Origin of the sequence: Nonomuraea sp. NPDC026600 (assembly GCF_040638335.1) — a bacterium.
Taxonomy (GTDB): Bacteria; Actinomycetota; Actinomycetes; order Streptosporangiales; family Streptosporangiaceae; genus Nonomuraea.
This window is the reverse complement of sequence record NZ_JBEZYD010000006.1, coordinates 458,263-478,855: the sequence shown is the minus strand read 5'-3', so window position 1 is coordinate 478,855 and position 20,593 is coordinate 458,263. Positions and strand designations below refer to the sequence as shown.

General features: G+C 71.3%; 16 protein-coding genes. 10 read left to right on the top strand and 6 right to left on the bottom strand.

Annotated elements, in window-relative coordinates; genetic code table 11:
* Positions 1 to 33: 33 nt before the first annotated feature.
* On the bottom strand, positions 34 to 831 hold the full coding sequence (locus AB0F17_RS18025) for an inositol monophosphatase family protein (protein ID WP_358023718.1): 798 nt from the start codon (positions 829 to 831) through the stop codon (positions 34 to 36).
* Entirely contained in the window at positions 831 to 2,810 is a 1,980-nt protein-coding gene (locus AB0F17_RS18020) for a S9 family peptidase (RefSeq protein WP_358023715.1), read from the bottom strand. The genes AB0F17_RS18025 and AB0F17_RS18020 overlap by 1 nt, the downstream gene beginning before the upstream one ends.
* Before the next feature lie 194 nt (positions 2,811 to 3,004).
* Between AB0F17_RS18020 and AB0F17_RS18015 the strand changes: the two genes are divergently transcribed.
* Complete coding sequence (locus AB0F17_RS18015) at positions 3,005 to 3,952, top strand: ferrochelatase (RefSeq protein WP_358023713.1); 948 nt, start codon at positions 3,005 to 3,007, stop codon at positions 3,950 to 3,952.
* Here the strand turns inward: AB0F17_RS18015 and AB0F17_RS18010 are convergent.
* Positions 3,943 to 5,133, bottom strand: coding sequence for a lytic transglycosylase domain-containing protein (locus tag AB0F17_RS18010; RefSeq protein ID WP_358023710.1), 1,191 nt, complete (start codon positions 5,131 to 5,133; stop codon positions 3,943 to 3,945). The two genes, AB0F17_RS18015 and AB0F17_RS18010, sit on opposite strands and share 10 nt — an antisense overlap.
* A gap of 93 nt (positions 5,134 to 5,226) precedes the next feature.
* Between AB0F17_RS18010 and AB0F17_RS18005 the strand changes: the two genes are divergently transcribed.
* The 3 genes from AB0F17_RS18005 (at position 5,227) to AB0F17_RS17995 (ending at position 8,569) form a co-directional block, all read left to right on the top strand.
* Positions 5,227 to 6,429: an MFS transporter gene (locus AB0F17_RS18005; RefSeq protein ID WP_358023707.1), complete on the top strand. Its 1,203-nt coding sequence runs from the start codon at positions 5,227 to 5,229 to the stop codon at positions 6,427 to 6,429.
* A gap of 189 nt (positions 6,430 to 6,618) precedes the next feature.
* Positions 6,619 to 7,245 carry a polysaccharide deacetylase family protein gene (locus AB0F17_RS18000; RefSeq protein WP_358023704.1) on the top strand — a complete coding sequence of 209 codons (627 nt, stop codon included), beginning with the start codon at positions 6,619 to 6,621 and terminating at the stop codon, positions 7,243 to 7,245.
* A gap of 46 nt (positions 7,246 to 7,291) precedes the next feature.
* Positions 7,292 to 8,569 (top strand): D-arabinono-1,4-lactone oxidase, encoded by a 1,278-nt coding sequence (locus AB0F17_RS17995; RefSeq protein WP_358023701.1) that lies wholly within the window; start codon positions 7,292 to 7,294, stop codon positions 8,567 to 8,569.
* Between the two features lie 16 nt (positions 8,570 to 8,585).
* On the opposite strand, the gene AB0F17_RS17990 is transcribed toward AB0F17_RS17995, so the two are convergent.
* Positions 8,586 to 9,407, bottom strand: a complete 822-nt coding sequence (locus AB0F17_RS17990; protein ID WP_358023699.1) for a hypothetical protein — start codon at positions 9,405 to 9,407, stop codon at positions 8,586 to 8,588.
* 113 nt (positions 9,408 to 9,520) lie between these two features.
* On the opposite strand from AB0F17_RS17990, the gene AB0F17_RS17985 reads away from it, so the two are divergent.
* Both AB0F17_RS17985 and sepH read left to right on the top strand, forming a co-directional pair.
* Entirely contained in the window at positions 9,521 to 10,534 is a 1,014-nt protein-coding gene (locus tag AB0F17_RS17985; RefSeq protein WP_358023696.1) for a S8 family serine peptidase, read from the top strand.
* Between the two features lie 163 nt (positions 10,535 to 10,697).
* Complete coding sequence (sepH, locus tag AB0F17_RS17980) at positions 10,698 to 13,373, top strand: septation protein SepH (protein ID WP_358023693.1); 2,676 nt, start codon at positions 10,698 to 10,700, stop codon at positions 13,371 to 13,373.
* 307 nt (positions 13,374 to 13,680) lie between these two features.
* Here the strand turns inward: sepH and AB0F17_RS17975 are convergent, their stop codons facing one another.
* Both AB0F17_RS17975 and AB0F17_RS17970 read right to left on the bottom strand, forming a co-directional pair.
* Positions 13,681 to 15,261 carry a PH domain-containing protein gene (locus tag AB0F17_RS17975; protein WP_358023690.1) on the bottom strand — a complete coding sequence of 527 codons (1,581 nt, stop codon included), beginning with the start codon at positions 15,259 to 15,261 and terminating at the stop codon, positions 13,681 to 13,683.
* A 104-nt stretch (positions 15,262 to 15,365) separates the two neighbouring features.
* Complete coding sequence (locus AB0F17_RS17970; RefSeq protein ID WP_358023687.1) at positions 15,366 to 15,887, bottom strand: PH domain-containing protein; 522 nt, start codon at positions 15,885 to 15,887, stop codon at positions 15,366 to 15,368.
* A gap of 94 nt (positions 15,888 to 15,981) precedes the next feature.
* Between AB0F17_RS17970 and AB0F17_RS17965 the strand changes: the two genes are divergently transcribed.
* From AB0F17_RS17965 to AB0F17_RS17950, 4 genes are all read left to right on the top strand, one after another.
* Entirely contained in the window at positions 15,982 to 16,941 is a 960-nt protein-coding gene (locus AB0F17_RS17965; RefSeq protein ID WP_358023685.1) for an ATP-binding cassette domain-containing protein, read from the top strand.
* Positions 16,938 to 17,735, top strand: coding sequence for an ABC transporter permease (locus AB0F17_RS17960; RefSeq protein WP_358023682.1), 798 nt, complete (start codon positions 16,938 to 16,940; stop codon positions 17,733 to 17,735). The genes AB0F17_RS17965 and AB0F17_RS17960 overlap by 4 nt, the downstream gene beginning before the upstream one ends.
* Positions 17,736 to 18,175: 440 nt before the next feature.
* Entirely contained in the window at positions 18,176 to 18,697 is a 522-nt protein-coding gene (locus AB0F17_RS17955) for a YbhB/YbcL family Raf kinase inhibitor-like protein (RefSeq protein WP_358023679.1), read from the top strand.
* A gap of 183 nt (positions 18,698 to 18,880) precedes the next feature.
* On the top strand, positions 18,881 to 20,515 hold the full coding sequence (locus AB0F17_RS17950) for a hypothetical protein (RefSeq protein ID WP_358023676.1): 1,635 nt from the start codon (positions 18,881 to 18,883) through the stop codon (positions 20,513 to 20,515).
* Positions 20,516 to 20,593: the final 78 nt, after the last annotated feature.

Below are 20,593 nucleotides of genomic sequence, written 5' to 3'. Positions count from 1 at the left end.
GCCGTTCTCGCGGTGTCACATCACCTCACGGCGTCAGGCGTCGCGTTGCGGATCCAGCGGTACGAGCAGGTCGTGCAGCTCCTCGAACAGCCCCCGCTCCGCGCAGAGCACGAAGTCGTTGCCGTACGGCCTGCCGTTCAGCCCGCCGATCCTGGCCCCGGCCTCGGTCGCGACCAGCCCGGCCGCGGCGAAGTCCCAGTAGTTGGTGCCCCGCTCGTAGTAGGCGTCCACCCGGCCCGAGGCCACCGAGCAGAGGTCGACGGCGCACGAGCCGCCCCTCCTGATGTCGCGTACCCGCGGCAGCACCGACGCCAGCACCTGGGCCTGGACGGTCCGGCGTTCGCGCAGATAGCCGAAGCCGGTCGCGACCAGCGCCTGCGACAGCGGCACGCCGGTGTTGCAGCGCAGCCTCTGGCCGCCGAGCCAGGCGCCGCCACCGAGCGAGGCGGTGAACACCTCGCCGCGCGGCACGACGTTCACCACGCCCGCGACGATCTCGCCGCCCACCTCGACGGCGATCGACACCGCCCACTCGGGCAGGCCGTACAGGAAGTTGACCGTGCCGTCGATGGGGTCGACGATCCAGCGCACGCCGGAGTCGCCGGCCGCCTCGCCGCCCTCCTCGCCCAGGACGCTGTCGTCCGGCCTGGCCTCCAGCACGCGGGCGCGGATGAGCCGCTCCGAGGCCGTGTCCAGGGCGGTGACCACGTCGGTGGGGCTGGACTTGGTCTCGACGACCTCCGACATCGTGGGCCGCTTGGCGAGCAGCATGTCGCCCGCCTCGCGGGCGATGTCCTCGGCCAGTTCGAGCAGAGCCCGTGGATCGCTCATCACGCCACCGAGTCCGGGCGCTTCCACTCCTGGCCGAGCACGTGCTGGGCGAGGAAGGCCAGCACGGTCTCGTACCAGGCGACGGCGTTGCCGGGCTTGAGTATCCAGTGGTTCTCGTCGGGGAAGTACAGGAACTTCGACTCGACATTGCTGCGCTGCAGGTCCCACCAGAGGCGTAGCCCCTCGCCGATCGGTACCCGGTAGTCCTTGTCGCCGTGGATGACGAGCATCGGGGTGTCGATGCTGTCGAGCGAGTGGTGCGGGGAGAGCTTGGTGTAGCGCTCGGAGCCGGGGGCGCCGAACTCGCGCTGCCAGTACATGGCCGCGTCGGTGGTGCCGGCGAACTGGTCGAGGTTCCACAGGGAGGCGTGGGTGACGAGGGCCTTGTAGCGGTCGCTGTGGCCGGCGATCCAGTTGGCCATGTAGCCGCCGTAGGAGCCGCCCATCGCGCCGATCCGCTCGCCGTCGATGTCGTCCCTGGCCACGGCCACGTCCACGATCGCGTCGAGATCGGCGAGCGTGCGCGGGCCCCAGTCGCCCCAGCCTCGGTCGATCATCTCCTGACCATAGCCGGTGGACAGGCACGGGTCGGGCAGCAGGACGGCGTAGCCGTGCTGGGCCATGATCCAGGACTGCCAGCGCCACTGCCAGTCGTTCCACGAGGCGACGGGGCCGCCGTGGATCCAGAGCAGGAACGGCGCCGGGTTGGCGGCCGAGGCGCCCTCGGGCAGCACGAGCCAGCCGCGGATCGTGGCGCCGTCGTCAGCCGTCGCGGAGATCTCGGTCAGCGTGCCGGGCACCTCGGGGCGCGGGGCGGGCGAGGGCAGGTCGGTGATCTCGCCGGTGGCGGCGTCGATCCTGGCCGGGCCGGGGGCGCGGTCGACGGCGCTGTGCAGCGCGTAGACGAACCGCCCGTCGGCCGAGGGGTTGAGCCCGAGATAGGCGGCGTCGTCCTGGGTCAGCCGGGCGACCTCCCCGTCCAGCGGCACGCGGAAGATCGGGCGGCGGCCCTGATGATCGGCCACGAGGTAGACGGCCGACGAGTCGGGCGCCCACTCGACGTCCATCGGGAACAGGCCGGGCGCGTGGCCGCGGGCCTCGCCGGTGGCCAGGTCGCCGATCCACAGCTCGTTGCGGACGGAAACGTCCAGGCTGGTCAGGCGCTCGCGGGAGCAGGCGACGCGGGTGCCGTCGGGCGAGATCGCGAGCGGGGCGCCGAAGTCGTGGCCCTCGTCGGTGAACAGCGTGCGCCGCTCGCCGGTGGCCACGTCGATGGCGACCAGGTCGACCCGCTGCTCACCGCCCGGGAGGAAGGTACGCCAGGTCGCGACCACGGTGGCGCCGTCAGGTGTGAGCGCGAAGGCGACGTCGCGCAGCGCCTCGCCCGGGTCGGGAGTCAGGTCGCGCACGTCCTCCAGCCGGTCGCCGCCGCCGAGCTTCGCGGCGAACAGCCGGGTACGGCCCGGGCCGAGGTCGTGGTCCCAGTAGCGGACCGGGTAGCTCTCGTGCAGGATCGCGCTGGTGCCGGCGTCCTTGCGCGCCTTACGGCGCTCCTCCTCGGCCGCCTCCTCTCCGGTGAGCACGTCGGAGGCGAACACCACCACGTCGCCGGCCGTACGGAAGGCGCCGATGCCGCCGGGCCGGGCGGCCACCTGCCGGGCCTCGCCGCCTGAGCGGGGCAGCAGCCACAGCGCGGGCACCTCGTCGGTGGCGTCCTTGACGGTCGGGTCGGGACGGGCCGAGGTGAACAGCACGTCACCCGCGCCGGTGAACTCCGCCGCGCTCTCGCCCTTGGCCGAGCGGGTCAGCCGGTACGGCTCGCCGTCGACCGGGATCGCCCAGAGCGCGGTGCCGTACGACTTGCCGTCGGGGTTGAGGGACTGGACCGCGGAGATCAACCGGGAACCGTCGGGCGAGAGCTTCAGCGAGAGAACCCGGGGGATGGCCACGTAATCACGAATATCGTCGAATGCGCTCACTCTCTCGAACCTACTCTGCTTATGGCCGAACTCCGTTCGGCGGGCTCGGTCGCCTCATGCCGCCGTCTTCCCCCGTCGCTCTGGTCGCTTCGCTCCCGGCGCTCCTCCTCCAGACGACGGCGCTCCCTCGCCGGCTTATGGCCTCGCTCCGTCCGGCGGCGAGGGCGCTCCCTGGCGGGAATAGGGTTTGGTACGTGGGGACTTACGACGCTCTGCTGGTGCTGTCGTTCGGGGGGCCCGAGGGTCCTGACGACGTGTTGCCGTTTCTGGAGAATGTGGTGCGCGGCCGGGGGGTGCCGCGTGAGCGGCTGCTGGCGGTGGCCGAGCACTACCACGGGTTCGGCGGGGTCAGCCCGATCAACGGTCAGAACCGCGAGCTCATCGAGGCGCTGCGTCCCGTGGTGGGTGTGCCCGTCTACTGGGGCAACCGCAACTGGCACCCGTTCGGCGAGGAGACCGTCCTGCGGATGAAGGACGACGGGGTCCGCAGGGCGGCGGTGTTCGCCACCTCGGCCTTCGCCGGCTACTCCAGTTGCCGCCAGTACTACGAGGACATCGCCAGGATCTCCGTCAAGGGCGGCCCCGAGCTGGTCAAGATGCGGCACTTCGGGGAGCATCCGGGGTTCGTGGCCGCGATGGCCGACCACGTCCGGCAGGCGCTCGACCGGCTCGGCCGCGACGACGCCCGGCTGGTGTTCACCGCGCACAGCGTCCCGGTCTCGATGGCGCGCACCGCGGGGCCGTACGGCGGCCTCTACGAGGCGCAGTTGCGCAGGAGCGCCGAGCTGGTCAACGCGGCGCTGGGCCGCACCCAGCCGTGGGACCTGGTGTGGCAGTCGCGCAGCGGGCCGCCCGAGGTGCCGTGGCTGGAGCCCGACGTCTGCGACCACCTGCGCAAGACCGACGCCCGGTCGGTCGTGCTGGTGCCGATCGGGTTCGTCTCCGACCACATGGAGGTCGTCTACGACCTCGACACCGAGGCCAGGCAGGTCGCCACCGAGCTGGGCCTGCCCATGGAGCGGGCCGCGACGGCGGGCGTCCATCCGGCCTTCGTACGGATGGTCCGCGAGCTGATGGACGAGCCCGAGCCGCAGCCCTGCGCGCTCACCTGCTGCCCGCCGCCCCGGCGGCGTCAGGTGTAGGCGCGGGCGTACGCCTCGGCGATGCCCATCACCTTGTTCACGTAGTCCCATGAGTGGTTGTAGAACCAGATCGACTTGCGTAGCTTCTGGCCGCCCTGGCCGGCGCCGTTGGCGCACAGGTACTTGGCCGCCGCGGGCACCGCGTCGTACGGGCTCCAGATGTCGGCCTTGCCGTCGCCGTCGCCGTCCACCCCGTAGTGCTTCCAGGTGGCGGGCATGAACTGCATCGGGCCGAGCGCGCCCGCGCTCGACGGGCCGTTGTTGCGGCCGTGACTGCTCTCCACCTGGCCGATCGCCGCCAGCACCGTCCAGGACAGGCCGGGGCAGTGGGTTGCCGAGGCTTTGTAGAGGTCGAGGTAGCTGCTCGGCCGCCCGACGTTGACCTGCTGCTGTTGCTGCGGCTTGGCCGTCTGCTTCGGCTGCGCCTTGGGGCGGGCGCCCAGCGTCACGACCTGGGCGCCCTTGCCGAGCAGCTTGCGTACACCCGGCTCGCTGATGGCGGACTTGCCGTGCAGCAGCACCGCGACGCCCGGCGCCAGGCCGAGCGCCTTGCCCATGTCGGCGCCCACCAGGCCGTCGATCCCCGTCAGGCCGAGCGTGGCCGAGGCCGCGACGCGCAGCCGGGGGCCGCCGTCCACCTGGTACTCGGCGCCCAGGATCAGGCCGAGCCTGCGTACCGTGGCGGTGTCGGCGACCAGCTCGCCCCTGGACAGCGCGCTCCACACGGCGGGCTGGTCGGCGACGGCCTTGGGCGTCCAGGAGCGGAAGTCGGCCGGGTCGACGGCGAGCAGGTTCAGGCCGGTGCCGGACACCTTGACGGAGCCCGCGTCGACGACGGCCACCTTCTGCACGTGCTTGAGCTTCGACAGGGCGAAGCGGGTGGGCTTGGGCACCTCGGCGCGGGCGATCGCGAGCACGCGGGGCGGGGTCGGGGTGACGCTGGGGCCGCCCTCGCCGAAGTCCTTCACCGGCTCGGCCGTGGGCACGATCTTGTCCAGACCGGCGGTCTGCTGCTGCGTCTTCTGGGCTGGTTTCTGCGCCTTCCGTGCCGGCTGCTTGTCGGCCGTACTGGCGAACAGGTCGTCCCGTGTGGACAGCGCCACTCCTACGGCCACGACCGAGACGGTGACGACTGCGGCGATCACCATCAGGACGGCACGGAAGGAGGGAAGACCGGACACCCGGCACACGTTAGCCGAGTTGTCGGAAAAATCACTTGCTGTCCGGTCAGCGCGTGCGTAAAGGTTGGGACGCACTTGGGGAGGGGAACGGACGTGGTCGGGCCTTATCGGGGGTTGTTCAACGGGCCCGGCGTCAAAGGATTCGTGCTGGCCGGCTTCGTCGGCCGGATGCCGATGTCCATGCTCGGCATCGGCATCGTCCTGCTCATCTCCGGCCTCACCGAGTCCTGGGCGACCGCGGGCGCCGTCTCGGCCACCACCAACGTCTCCTTCGCGGTGGCCGCCCCCTTGACCGCGCGGCTGGTCGACAGGTTCGGGCAGGCCCGTGTGATCGTGCCCTTCTCCATCGTGAACGCGCTCTCGCTGGCCGCGCTCATGCTGTCCGCGGGCTTCGGGCTGCCCGAATGGACCCTGTACGCCGCCGGGCTGTCGGTCGGCGCGACCTCTCTGTCCCTGGGCGGGATGGTGCGGGCGCGCTGGTCGACCCTGCACGCCGGCTCGGCCAGGCTGCACACGGCGTTCGCGTTCGAGTCCGTCGCCGACGAAATGATCTTCGTTGCCGGGCCGGCGCTGGTCACCGTACTGGCCACCGCGGTCAATCCGTACATGGGCCTGCTCGTGGCTCTGGTCTGCATGCTCGGCGGATCTCTCGCGCTCGCGGCGCAGCGGCGCACCCAGCCGCCGGTGCGGCCGGGTGAGAGCGGCGGCGGGATGGCCATCCTGATCCCGGGGATCGCCCTGCTGTCCTGCGTCTACCTGGCCTTGGGGGCGGTGTTCGGGTCGATCGACCTGATCACGGTGGCCTTCGCCACAGAGCACGGGGTCAAGGGCGCCTCCGGGTTCCTGCTGGCCGCCATCGCGGGCGGGTCGATGGTGTCGGGGCTCTGGTTCGGCTCGCGGCACTGGCGGCTCTCGCTGCGCCGCCGGTTCGTGCGGGCGCTCGGGCTGCTCGTGGTGGGGCTGCTGCCGATCATGTTCATCGGCGACGCGCGGATCATGGCCTTCGGCCTCTTCCTGGCCGGGCTGTCGATCTCGCCGACGCTCATCACCGGCTTCTCGCTCACCGAGCGGCTCGTGCCGTCGGCGGTGCTCACCGAGGGGCTGGCGTGGATCTCCACCTCGATCGGGTTCGGGGTGGCGATCGGGGCCTGGGCCGGGGGGCGGCTCACGGAGATGTTCGGGGCGTCCAACGCGTACGGCTTCACGCTCGCCGCCGCGGCGGTCGCGGTCGTCGTGGGCATCGGAGGTTCGGGTTTGCTGAGACTTCCCGAGGCACCTTCACCGGCCGGGAACTGATCCGCTACCGTCGGTACAACCCTCGCAACACCCTTCACACACGAAAGCTTTAGCATGTCCCGACAAATCGTTTCACTTCTTGCTATCGCGGCAGTTGCCGTCACTCTGGCACCAACAGCGGCCTCCGCCGCCCCCACCCCGAAAGCACCCGCCCGCTCCGCTCCCGTCGCCCAGGCCAAGGCGAAGGCAGTGGACTGCGCGCAGCTCAAGTGCATCGCCCTGACCTTCGACGACGGCCCGGGCAAGTACGCGGGAACGCTCCTCGACACGCTGAAGAAGTACAACGCCAAGGCGACGTTCTTCCTAGAAGGCCAGTACGTGAAGAGCCGCCCCGCCTTCGTCAAGCGCATGGCCAAGGAGGGCCACGAGCTCGGCAACCACAGCTACTCGCACCCGAACTTCACCACCATCGAGCCGGACGCCGTCAAGAACGAGATCCAGAAGACCCAGGACGCCGTCAAGAAGGCCGCGGGCGTCGAGCCCAAGCTGCTGCGCCCGCCGTACGGCATGCTGGACGTGCAGACCTCGGAGGTCGCGGCCGAGTTCGGCATGCCGATGATCCTGTGGACCGCCGGCTCCCGCGACTGGGCGACCAAGAACTCCGCGGAGATCAAGAAGCAGACGCTGGCCGTGGCCAAGCGCGACGGCATCATCCTCATGCACGACTGGGTGAAGCAGACCGTCGACGTGATGCCGTCGCTCGTCAAGCTGCTGCAGAGCCGCGGCTACACACTGGTGAAGGTCTCCGACGTCATCAAGTCGCAGAACCTGCAGCCCGGCGACGCCTTCCCGGTTCCGGAAGGATGGGAGAACTGAGTATCGTTCACGTTTAACGGAACGAAGCTCTAGCGCAAGGGCGGCCATGGCCTTCACGAACTGGGCCCGCAACCAGACGGCCGCGCCCGCCGAGGTGCGTACCCCTGCGTCGACCGAGGACGTCGTACGCGCCGTCCGGGACGCCGCCGCGGGCGGCCGGCGCCTGCGCATGATCGGCACGGGCCACTCCTTCACCGGGGTGGCCCTCACCGACGGCATCATGCTCCGCCCTTCCGCGCTGACCGGCGTCACGTCCGTCACCGGCGACCGCGTCACCGTGCTCGCGGGCACGCCGGTGCGGGTGCTGAACTCGCTGCTCGCCGCGCGCGGGCTGGCGCTGGCCAACATGGGCGACATCACCGATCAGACGGTCGCGGGCGCCATCCAGACCGGCACGCACGGCACGGGGCGCGACAGCGGCGGCCTGGCCGATCAGGTCGTGGCGCTGGAGCTGGTGCTCGCGGACGGCTCGGTGGTGACGGCCGGCCCCGGGGAGGACCTGTTCGACGCGGCCCGGGTGGGGCTGGGCGCGCTCGGGGTGCTGACCTCGGTGACGTTCCGGGTGGAGCCCGCCTTCCTGCTGCGCAACCGGCGGCGCAGGATGACGCTCAGCGGCATCCTGGACTCGCTGGACTCCCTGACCTCGGAGAACGAGCACCTCGACTTCTTCTGGCTGCCGCACACCGACGCGTGCCTGGTCAAGACCAACAACCGCGATCCCGGCCCGGCCCGGCCACCTGGCGCGGTCAAGTACTGGCTGGACAACGTGTTCCTGGAGAACACGCTGTTCGGCGCCGCCTGCGCCGTGGGGGCGCGATTTCCCGGGCTGATCCCGCGGATCAACGGGGTCAGCGCCGCCGCGCTCGGCGAGTCGGAGGCCGTGGACGCGTCGTACAAGATCTTCACCTCCCGGCGGGACGTGCGCTTCCTGGAGATGGAGTACGCGGTGCCGCGCGAGCACCTCGGCCAGGCGCTGCGGGAGACGCGGGCGCTGGTGGAGCGGATGGGGTGGCGGATCACGTTCCCGGTGGAGGTGCGGGTCACGCCGCCCGGCACCGCCTGGCTGTCCACGGCGTACGGCCGCCGGTCGGCCTACATCGCCTGTCACATGTACCGGCCCACGCCCAACCCCGCGTACTTCGCCGGGGTGGAGGAGATCATGACGCGGCTGGACGGGCGGCCGCACTGGGGCAAGCTGCACACCCGGGACGCGGCCTACCTCGAGAAGGTGTACCCGCGGTTCGCGGACTTCGTGGCGCTGCGGGATCGGCTCGATCCCGGACGGCTGTTCGGCAACGCCTACCTGGAGACGGTGCTGGGATAGGGGCCGCCGCCGGCCGTCACTGCTGCGTCTCCTTGTTCGGCTGCACCGGCGATGACTGCGGCGACTCGGTCGGCACGGACGTCTCCTCGGTCAGGTCGCCGGGGTCCTGGGCCGTCGTGGTCGTGGACGGGGTGGACGGCTCCACCGTGTTCTTACCCGTGTCGGTGGGCGCCGGCGTCGGGCTCTGCGACGTCCGGGTCGGCGAGGCGGCCGGCGTCGGCGATCCGGTCGGCGTGTCGTTGGGTGTCGCCGGGGCGCCGGAGAACGTCGTCCGAGGCTGGAGCGCGGGCTCCTCGGAACGCTTCTTCTCCTTGGCGGGCGCCTTCTCGCGGTCGGTCGCCGGCTTGGCGCCGGTGAGCTGGTCGTGCACGGTCGTCTGAGCGATCGTCTGGTAGGCCAGGATGCCGCCCATGCTCACCCCGAACACCAGCGCCGCGGCCACCCCCGTCTTCACCCACGGCACGCGCCTGGGCGCCGGCACCTCGATCGGCGCCATGACCAGCGTGGACTCGCCCCGGCTCTCCTCACCTTCCCGCACCGTCGTCCGTACGGCCGTCGCCAGCTCGCCCTGACCCTCGTCCCGCTCCGGTGGCGGCTGCTCCGAGCCGTACTCGCGCCAGGCGATCACCGTGTGCTGCTTGACCTTGTCGCCCGTGCGCTTCAGGTAGTGCGTGTAGACGGCGGTGGCGACCGTGCTGGCCACGCTCATCAGTGCCGCGCCGATCACCGTTCCCCCCACACCGAGGTAGGACGCTGCGACCGCTGCCGTGACAGCCGCCAGGGCACTACCCGCGATCTGCGGCACGCTCAGCTCGAACTTCCGCTGCTCGCCGCTCATCGCCTCGGATCAGTCCTTTCTCGCCTGTGTACGGTAAAGAGCTTTCTCGTGAATAGACGCGAGCGCGTGTCCTGTTGTTCCTGTGATCTGCGTGACAGACACCCTCGTCGCTCGTGCCCCGACGAATCGGCCTGCCCTCCCTGTACCTCGCCGCGGCCGTGGCGACGGCCGTGACCACCGCGATGCCCCTCGCCACGCCGCCCGCTTCCGGCCTCACCTTCCGGCCACCGGTCATCGAGCCTACGCGCCCGTACATCGTCACCGCCCGTAACCGGGCCGCGGCCCGTGACCTGGTCGGCGCGATGCGATGGCGGGTGCGCCGCTTCTACACCGCGGCCATCCCCGGCTTCGCCACCTGGGTGAACGCGACCGAACTGGCGGAGCTTCGCGCGGATCCGCGGGTCCTGGCGATCGAACCCGACCGCGAGATCCACCCCATGCCGATCGCTGGGGCCGCCCGCCAGAACCGCTCCAGGCCGATCACCGGGTTCGCCCGGGCCCGCGTGACTCGCGGCGCTGGGAGAGGCGTCACGGTCTACATCGTGGACAGCGGCGTCAACGGGAAGCCGCGAACCGCGACGGGCGGCCTCCGCAGGGCGGGCGGGTTCGGGGATCGGGCCTGGCGGGCCTTCGACGCCACCGGTCGTACCGGCGACGACTGCGGCGGCCACGGCACGCGGGTGGCGCGCGCCATAGCCGGCCGGTCACACGGCGTGGCGCCGCGGGCCCGCATCGCCTCGGTACGGGTGCTCGGCTGCGGCGGCTCCGGCAGCCTGTCGGACGTCCTGGCGGGCATCGACTGGGTGCGCCGACACGCCGATGGCCCCGCCGTCGCCAATCTCTCGATCGACGGCGCCCGCTCCCGGGCCCTGCGGACCGCCATGGCCCGCCTGGCGCGCTCCGGCGTCTTCGTCGTCGCGTCCGCCGACACCGGCGGGTGCCGGCTCTCCCCCACCGGCGAGACGTACTCCACCAGATCCCCATACCTGGCCGGGGCCGCCGCCCGCTACCTGGAGCTCCATCCGGGGGCCAACCCATCCGTTCTCGCCTCTTGGCTGAAGTGCACGGCGACGCGACACACTATTCGCCAGAATCCGTCAAGGGCTTCGCGTACCGGCAGACCCTGAGATGATGGAATCAACAAATGTGACCGGCGTCACATCGCCACTGGGCTATCCCATGAAGGCGATGTTCGGACATGCCGGGTACGGTGCTGGCAGGCAACCGGCACACGCGAGAGACTCAAGGGTCCGGGGGAAGAATGAGCAGCACGCTGACGAAGGGACTCGCATGCAGGAGCTCCGACTCGTCGCGGTAAGTGAGGACGGTACCTATCTCGTGCTGGCGACAGCAGGGCGAGGTACTCGGTTCACGCTTCCCGTGGACGACCGGCTCCGTGCTGCCGTCCGCGGCAACTTCTCCCGTCTCGGCCAGTACGAGATCGAAGTGGAGAGTCCGTTGCGCCCCAAGGAGATCCAGGCCCGCATTCGCGCCGGAGAAACGGCCGAGGAGATCGCCGCCACAGCGGGCATCCCGGTCGAACGCGTCCGCTGGTTCGAGGGCCCCGTGCTCCAGGAGCGCGAGTACGTGGCCCAACAGGCGCAGCGCGTGTCCGTACGCATGCCCGGAGAATCTTCAGCCGGACCGACGCTCGGCGAGCTCGTCGCCGAGCGGCTGACCCGGCGCGGCGTACCCACCGACGAGATCGACTGGGACTCCGCCAAGCGCGACGACGGCCTTTGGCGCGTCAAGCTCGGTTACGTTTGGAACGGTCACACCAGGCACGCGGAGTGGCTCTTCGACCCGCGCAGGCGGCACGTCACGCCGCACGACGACGAGTCGATGCGGCTCTCGGCCGCCGACTTCGACCCCAGCCCCGTGGTGGAGGACACCACGGTCACGCCGTTCACGCCACGCGTGGCCAAGCTGCAGCCGGTGCCGCCGCTCGCGTCGGACCCGCTGCCGTTCCCCGCGATGATCCGGCACGAGCCCGAGCCGCAGGAGCCGGCCCTCGGCTACCAGCCGCGAGGCACGGAGCCGTCCTACAGCCGTACCCCGTCCCGCGAGGCTCCCTTCACCCCCGCCCGCGAGGCCCCTTTCGACCGCGCCACCACCGACCCTGCCGGCCGTACAGCGGAGCCCGGCTACCGCGCCGAGCCCGCCGCACGGGAGACCGGCTACCGCACCGAGCCGTCCGCTCAGGAGACGGGCTACCGTACTCAGCCGCCCGCGCAGGAGACCGGTCACCGTACCGAGCCGTCCGTGCAGGGCACCGGCTACCGCGACGAGTCGCCCGCACAGGGCACCGCCCGCCCCGGCGAGCCTCCGGCACGTCACGGCGAGCCTTCGCCCTGGCTCCCGGACTACGGCACTCCCCGCGCTCCCGACCGCCCGACGGGCCGGGACGGCGAGGCCATCTACGCCCCGGCGACTCGTGATGTCGCGCCTTCGGGCAGCCGTGCCACCGTGCCTGCGGCCGAGGACGCTTTCACGCTGCCCCCGGCCACGGACGCGACCCCCGGTACACGTACCGGGGATGGCCCGGCCTACGGCCCACCCGTCGTAGAGACGCCAACTATCAACGCGCCCGTTGTGCAGGACTCTGCCACCAGCGCAGCCGCCGTCGGAAACCCGGCTTCGAGCGCTCCTACGGCGGCTGACCTCGCCACAGAGCCGGCGAACCACGCGCCGTCTGCCCCTGCAACCCCGGCGCCTGACGCCGCTGCCACAACAACCCCGGCCATCGCAGAACCCGCCACGGCGACCGACCGCGTCACGGATGCCGCCGTTACGGACGCCGCCGTCACGAAGGCTGCCGTCTCAGACACTGCCGTTACGGACGCCGTTGTCGCAGACTCGGCGCCCGCATCCACCGCGCAGACTTCCGCGCAGTTGGCGCTCACCACGGATGCGTCCTCGGCTGCGGATTCGCCGTCTGCCGTGCCCACGGTGGCACGCACCGACGCCCCGGCAGCGGAGACCGTACGCCCTTCCGAGGCTCCGGAGCCCACCACCGTCCCAGGACCGACCACACCTCCCCCAGTCGAATCGCAGCCCGCCACGGAGGTCGCGGCCGAGTCGCAGGCGACCAGTGCCGCCCCCGAGACGCCGCCGAGCAGCACTCTCACCGAGTCGAAGGTCGTTGGGGCGGTCGCTGAGCCGCAGTCGGGCGGGGCCGTCATCGAGTCGCCGTCCAGCGACCCCACTATCAAGTCGCAGTCCGGTGGCGCCGGCACGGAGAGCACCGCCACGCCGCAAACGTCCCCGGCCACGGAAGGCAAGACCGAAGCCCCGGTGCAGGAGGCCGCTGGGCAGGAAGCCGCCACGGCGGTCGACACCCCAGCAAAGACGGACACCGTCACAACACCGCCCGCCCCCGAGGCGGTGACTGCGGCGGACACCAGCGCCCCCGCACCGGCAACCGACCAGGACGCCTCCAAGCAGCCCTCCAAGGCCGCGCCCGAGGCAGCGTCGCAGTCGGCAACCGCGCCCCCCGCAGCCACACCCGCTGCGGCCGCGCCCAAGCCACAGCCAAAGCCACAGCCAAAGCCCCAGCCCTCGAAGCCCGAGCCCAAGGCCGACTCCGCGACACCCGCGCCCACCCCGGCACCGGCTCCCAAGGCCGAACCCGCAGCGGCCGAACCCAAGGTCGAGCGGAAGGCTGAGCCCGCAGCGGCCGAGCCCAGGTCCGAGCCTGCGGCGGCCGAGCCTAAGTCCGAGCCGAAGGCTGAGCCCGCAGCGGCCAAGGCTGAGCCGGCAACGCCTGAGCCCGCCGTGCCAGCCGCGAGGACGAGCAAGGACGGCACCGCAAAGCCCGAGCAGCCGGCGCCCAAGGAGGAGCCCCCGGTCCCGGTGCCCTCTCCCCCGCCTGCCCCTGCGGCCCGTCCGCGCAAGGGCTCCAGGGGGCGTCGCGCCTCGGTACCGACCTGGGACGAGATCATGTTCGGCGCCCGCCGCCAGGACTAACCGACCACACCGGCACCCGGCCCCGGCTCCCTACCAACGTAGGGACCCGCCGTCGCTGAACCGACGCCACACCTGGACGCACTGTCGCCACCCGGGCGCCAGGACGCGCCGTCGCCGAACGACGCCGCGTACACCGACGCCGGGTGCCTGGACGCGTGGTCGCCCCGCCCGCCCGCACACACCGCCCCGGCGCCACCCGGACGCGTCGTCCGGCGGCTCGTCGGTGGTCTCGAACCGGGCAGGGCCTTCACGGCCCGGGTGAGCAGCCTCGGGCCCTCAAGAGCGGCGGTGCGCAACGCGCGCCCGCCTATTTGCCCTTCTCCATGAACGGAGCCAGCCACTCCGGCGTCACCTCGGCCGGGAAGCCGATCGCCTGGGACTGGGAGACGTCGATCGCCGAGTAGCCGCCCTTGCCGGCTCCCACCCCGGCCGTGAGCGTGTACACCCCGGCTCGCCGCTGGAACCAGGTCTGCCTGAGGTGCCAGCCCACCACCGCGCGGCGTTCGACCACGGCTTGTGACCGGCGGAGGGAGCCGGAGCGGACCGCCAGGCGTACGCCGTCGTATCCGTGTCCCAGGGACCTGTACCGGTCGAGGCCGAGGGGGATCCCCGTGCCCGCCAGGAGGAAGGTGACCACGGCCGCGATCCACCAGGCCGCCTCGGCGGTCAGCAGGGCCGTCAGGGCGGTGACGGCGGCCGCCAGGAGCCACGGGGCGATGGCGCGGAAGAGGCGGCGGTTGCGGGCGATGGGTGGGTGGGAGCGGAGTTCGGCCTGGTAGGAGCCGATGGCCTCGCCGGTGACCTTGAAGGCGACCGCGCGCGGGACGTCCGGCAGGAGTTGCCCGCGCGTCTGCGTGTCGCCGAGTCCCGTCACGATGGCCCAGACGCGGGCGACGCCCGCCCACCGCTCGGCGAGCCCCTCGACGATCTCGTAGCCGCGTACGCGCCGGGCCTCCAGCGACACGCTACGGCGGTTGATCAGGCCGCGCTCGGCCACCAGGTAGCGGTCGCGGCTGGTGAGCCGGAAGTTCCAGTTGAACACCGCGTACATCACGCCGCCCACCACCGGCATCGCCACCACGAGCAGCAGCACCACGGCGAGCAGCAGATAGGGGTGCTCCCACAGCCACTCCCCGACGGTCAGCGCGGCGTCCCTGCCGAAGCCGAGGTCGTCCCCCCACTGGAACGCCAGCCCCACGGCACCGCCCGCCAGCGCGAACGGGGTCAGGAGGTACGCGCCGGACAGCGGGCCGTACAGCAGCCAGGTCCACGGAACGCTGATGATCTCCCGACCCGCCTCCGCTGTGTCCCCAGGGGTCGCGGCGGGCGCCGAAGCGCCCGGCGGGCCGGCGGCGGCGACGGAGTGGGCGGCGCCGTCAGACGCGGACGCGGAGGCGGTCTCGCCAGAGGCGGCGGCCGGGCCGGTGGTGGTGGGGTGCGCGGCGGCTCGGGCCGCGCGGGTGCGGCGGAGCAGGACTGACTTCAGGCGTTCGGCCTCCTCCAGGCTGACGCCGTCGAGTTTGCCCTCCTCGGCGTCGCCGCTCGCCCCCGTGTCGATCTTCAGTACGGCCAGGCCGAGCAGCCGGTGCATGGGCGGAGTGGAGACGTCCACACCGCGGACCCGTTCCAGGGGGATGGTACGGACCGACCGGCTGATCAGGGAACGCTTGATCTCCAGCCGGTCGCTCACGATCTCGTAGCTGAACATCGCCCACCGGACGACGGCGAAGGCGAACGTGACGCCGACCCCGAACGCCGCCCACAGATACGACTTGCCGGAGAACCCGCCGACGAACAGCAGCCCGACGAGCGGGAGGAGCAGCGACGGGATCATCCGCACCGGTTGGATGAGCAGCACCTTGGGACTCAGCCGCAACGGCGCCCGCACGGGCGCAGGGGGCGCAGGGGGCGCAGGGGGCGCAGGGGGCGCAGGGGGGATCGGAGACGAGCCCTCGGGACCAGGTGGTGCGGACGGGTGGGGGGGAGGTTCGGTCATGTGGCATCGTCCCTGAGCTCTTCCGCCCGGCGCGCCAGCTCCTCCGCCAACCCCGCCGCCACCTCGTAGTCCAGCCCCTTGATCGTCGACGACCCCGCGTGGGACGCCGTACGGATCTCCAGCGTCGCCAGCCCGAGCAGCCGTTCGACCCACCCCTGCGCCTTGTCGACCGTCTGGATCCGGCTGACCGGTACGAAGACCCACTCCCGGGTCAGGAACCCCGACCGGGTGTAGACCACATCGCCCGACAACTCCCAGCGATGTACGGCATAGCGCACGAACGGCTCAGCGATCAGGAACGGCGTGGCCAGCACCCCCAGCGTCACGGGCAGCAGCCACGGATCGTCCGCGAACCAGCCGGGCACCCAGGCCCACCCGCTCCCCCCGACCCAGCGCGCGACCAGGATCGAGCAGCCCACCAGCAGCACGAACCCGAACAACGCCTCGGCCAGCCAGAGCCGGACGGCCTTGGGCGACACACGGTGCTCCGGATCACGCAACGGGCCAGAAGTCGTCACAGGGCCAGCTTATGACTCCCGCCCGGACCAGTGATCTCCCAGAGGCGCCGGATGTCCTCGGAAAAGTGTCGGTGCCGTAGGCCACAGTGGGGGCATGCAGTACGCGATTGAGGCAGACGGCCTGGTGAAGCACTACGGCGAGACCAAGGCACTCGACGGGGTGGCTCTCGCGGTGCCGACCGGCAGGCTGCTCGGCGTGCTGGGGCCCAATGGGGCGGGCAAGACGACGGCCGTGCGCATTCTGGCCACCCTCCTGACGCCCGACTCGGGCACGGCCACGGTGCTGGGGTTCGACGTGCGGCGGCAGGCGCATCAGGTGCGGTCGCTGATCGGGCTGACCGGACAGTACGCCGCGGTCGACGAGATGCTGACCGGTGTCGAAAACCTGATGATGATCGGCCGCCTGCTGGGCTTGCCGAGGCGTGCGGCGCGGGAGCGGGCGAAGGAGTTGCTCGGCCGCTTCGACCTGGCCGACGCCGGGGGCCGGGCCGCGAAGACCTACTCGGGCGGCATGCGCAGGCGGCTCGACCTGGCGGCGAGCCTGGTGGGCAGGCCGCAGGTGCTGTTCCTGGACGAGCCGACGACCGGTCTCGACCCGCGCAGCCGCACCGACCTGTGGGGCGTCGTACGCGGGCTGATGGCCGACGGCGTGACCGTGCTGCTGACCACCCAATACCTGGAGGAAGCCGACCAGCTCGCCGACGACATCGTGGTGTTCGACCACGGCAAGGTCATCGCGTCGGGCACGTCCGACGAGCTCAAGGCCACCACCGGCGCGCAGGTGCTGGAGGTGCGGCCGCTCCGGGCAGACCAGCTCGACCTGGTCGCCAAGGTGGTCACCGAGATCCTCGGCGAGGTGCCCGACCTGTCGGGCGGTAGGGTCACGGCTTCGGTACGCGACCCCGCGGTGGTGCCCGCCATCGTCCGCCGCCTCGACGACCTCGGCATCGTCGCCTCCGAGCTGGCGCTGCGCACGTCCAGCCTCGACGAGGTGTTCCTGGCCCTGACCGGGCACCGCGCGGAGGAAGAGCAGTCCGAGGAGGCCCTCGTATGACCGCCGTCACCGCGGCCCTGCCCAGCCGGGTCGGACCCGGCGCCACCCTCAGGCAGACCATGACGCTGGCCTGGCGGAGCCTGGTGCAGATCAAGCACAACCCGTGGGAGCTGCTCGACCTCAGCATCCAGCCGATCATGTTCCTGCTGCTGTTCACGTACGTGTTCGGCGGCGCCATCTCCGGCTCCACCGGCGACTACCTGCAGTTCGCGCTGCCGGGGCTGCTGGTGCAGAACGCCCTGTTCTACACGCTGTCCACGGCCATCGGGCTCAACACCGACATCACCAAGGGCGTGTTCGACCGGCTGCGCAGCCTGCCGATCGCGCGCACCGCGCCGCTGTCGGGCCGGATCATCGCCGACACGTTCAAGCAGGTGTGGGCGTTCGCGCTGCTGGTCGGGTTCGGGATGGTGCTCGGGTTCCGGGTGACGACCAGCGTGGCGGGGCTGATCGGGGCGCTCGCGCTGCTGGTGGTCGTGGCGTTGGCGATGTCGTGGATGTCGGTGTTGATCGGGCTCAAGGCGTCGAGTCCGGAGAAGGTGCAGATGATCTCCTTCTCCACGATGATGCCGCTGACGTTCACGAGCAGCGCGCTGGTGCCGGCCGACACGTTCCCCGGCTGGCTGAAGGCCTGGTCCGACGTCAACCCGGTGACCTACCTGGCCGACGCGATCCGCGGCCTGCTGATCGGCGGCGAGGTCGCCTGGCCGACGGTGGTCTCGCTGCTGTGGTCGGCCGGGTTCGTGGTGGTGTTCGCGCCGCTGGCGATCAGGGTCTTCCGCAGCCACGGGTGACCCTCCGCCGGAGGAGCTGTCTGCCGGGTACACGGTTGACGACCTGGTGCCCGATTTCACCGGAGTGCCGGTGCCACCACGAAGGCAGGGCCCTCGGACGCGGTGCCCGCGCTCCCGGGCACGCGATCCCCCCGCGCCCCTCGATCCGCCGAGGCGAACCGGCCCGGTCGGCCCGGCATCGAGAACCAGCAGGCCGCGGCCGGGTTCTCCGGTGCCGCCCATGACCTCCCCGCCCCGGCGAAGCGCCTGCGGGCCGAGGACGGCGGCGATCAGGAATGTGGCGAAGTTCACTCCCCCCTACCCGTTTTGTGGCTGCTTTCCCGTCCTTTACCGGCTGCCGACCCTCGCGAAACGGTCGGCGCACGGCCGATAGCCGCGTAGCATCATGCGGCATGGGGCTGTGTAACACGGCAAGACGCGTGAGACGCATCGCTGTCTCTGTGACAGTGGTGACCGTCATGCTCGCGTCGTCCGGTTGCAACTTCCTCATCGGAAGGTCCCAGGCCAAGGAGATCGCTGAGATCAACGTCTCGAGTCCGGAATTGCGCGAGGGCGAACCACTGCCGAGCGAATTCTCCTGCGATGGCGCCCAGGGCAGCCCCCCGCTGCGCTGGTCCAGCGAACCCCTGTCCGATGCCAAGTCGATCGCCATCGTGGTCGACTCTCACTCATCATCAGAATCCGCCGTGCAGTGGGTGCTCTACAACATCCCCGCGACGACGACCGAGCTGGGGCCGAACGCCGCCGCGAGCCCGCCGGAAGGCGCGAGCCAGGCGACGGTGACCAGCGGCAAGGTGGGCTACCAGCCCCCTTGTGTGAAGAAGGGCAGTTACCGGTTCAGCGTCTACTCGCTGAGCGGCAAGGTCGAGCTCCCGGAGGGCTCCCCCCTCTCCGACGTCTTGAAGAAGATCGCGGACTTGACCATCGCTCGCGGCCGGCTCACGGTGGTGGACATCCAGTGAGACTCCAATCACAAAACGTAGTAATAGTTACCAATTCTTCACGTAGGGTGTGACAACGCTCATAGTGGTCCGACACAATCAGATCCAATTGCTAGGTGCTGGTGATCAAAGGGGGAAGGTCGCGTCGATGGCCGCGCGATCTCACCGGTGCCGCAGGGAGGCCATGGCTTTGAGGGTGGTGCAATGATCGCGGTCGTAGTCAGCTTGGTCGCTGTCGTGCTCCTCGTGCTCGTCGTCGTGGCACTGGGCATGCGTTCTATGAACCGTCGGGAGAGCTCTCTCCCTCCAGAGCGGCTGAAGCAGATGGCCGAGAAGGATGAGAGGACTCAGACGCGCTCCACGGACGAGTTCTCCAAGAGCGAGCCGCGCATGAACAACTTCAGCCCTGACTTCAGTCCTATCGGCGAGGCCAAGGCGAAGCCGGTACGCACCGGTCAGCGCGGTAAACGCGGCGTGGACGAGTGGGGCAACCCCCACACCGACGTCGAGGACGAGGAGTTCTGGGCCAACATCCGCAGCGACGCGGAAGAAGGCGGCTTCGGCGCCGGCGGCACGGTCGCGGCGCGCAAGGGCGCCTCGCGCCCCGTCGAGCGTCCTTCGGAAAGGCCCGCCGAACGGCCCGCGGGACGACCCGCCGAGCGCGAGAAGCAGCCGACGGCCCAGCGTGAGCAGCGGCCCGGCGCCAAGCGTGAGCGGCCCGCCAAGCGTGAGCCCGTCACCGCAGACCCCAACGCGGCGACCGTCCAGGCTCCGCTTCCCGGCCGGCCCAACCGTTCGCGTTCCCAGCGGCCCGCCCCCGCGGGCGGCTCGTCCGGCCTGGCCGATCTCGTGGAGTCGGCGCAGCGTCCGACCGCCGCCGAGCTGGCCGACCAGCGCACGGTGACGTTCTCGGCCCCGACCCCGCCCGACGTGATGAGCATCCTCGGCGTGGGCGCCCAGCAGGTCCCGCCGCCGACCCGGCCTCAGCCCGGCACCGGCACCGGCGCCTTCCCGGCCGTCGGCGGCGCCACGTCGCTGAGCACGAACAGCCCGGCGACCTCCAGCGGCTCATTCCCCGCAGTCGGCAGCGGTTCGTTCCCCGCCACTCCGACCTCCAACAGCGGGTCTTTCTCCGCCACGCGGGCCCCCAACAGCGGTTCTTTCCCCGCGACGCCGGTCTCCCCCATCAGCGGCGCGCCGGCCAGCGCCCCGTTCACGATCTACGGCGCCAACACCGACCCGCTCGAGAACACCTGGACCAACCCGCCGATCGTGCCGACGGCGTCCGGCTCGTGGCCCGCGCTCCAGCAGCACGACATCCTCGACGACCCCGCGCCCGGCGCCCCGTCGAGCGACTCCTGGCCGGCCTTCGAGCCGCAGCAGCCCGCCGCCGCCCCTCGCGGCTCCTATCCGGCGTCCTACGAGGTCCGTGCGGGCTGGGCCGTGGCCGACGACTCCGACCCGCTGACCGGCCCCTCCCCCGCGACCGGCACCCCCACGGCGCCCGCGCGTTCGGTCTCGGCCTACGACGACGTGCTGTCGGCTCCGCCCATACAGCCGGCGCCCTTCGCGTACGAGACGGGTGACATCACCAGCCTCCCGCCCGGTCAGATCGCGCAGACCTTCGCGTACGAGACCGGCGACATCACCAGCATTCCGCCCAGCCAGCTGCCGGCGGGCTGGGGAGAGCCGCCGGCGGGCAGCGGCGCCTGGCCCAACAGCTACGGCGGCACGCCCGACACAGGCGCGCGGCAGGGCACCCCCGGTGGCGGCAGCCAAGGCGGCGGGCGTCGTCGCGCCACCACCCCCGAGCAGGAATTCCCCGACTACTACCGCTGACCAGCGGCTGAGTGAGGCGGCCACTCATTAATCTGTAAAGCCGCCGACGACCCCTCCAAGCCCCGGCTCCCGGGGCAA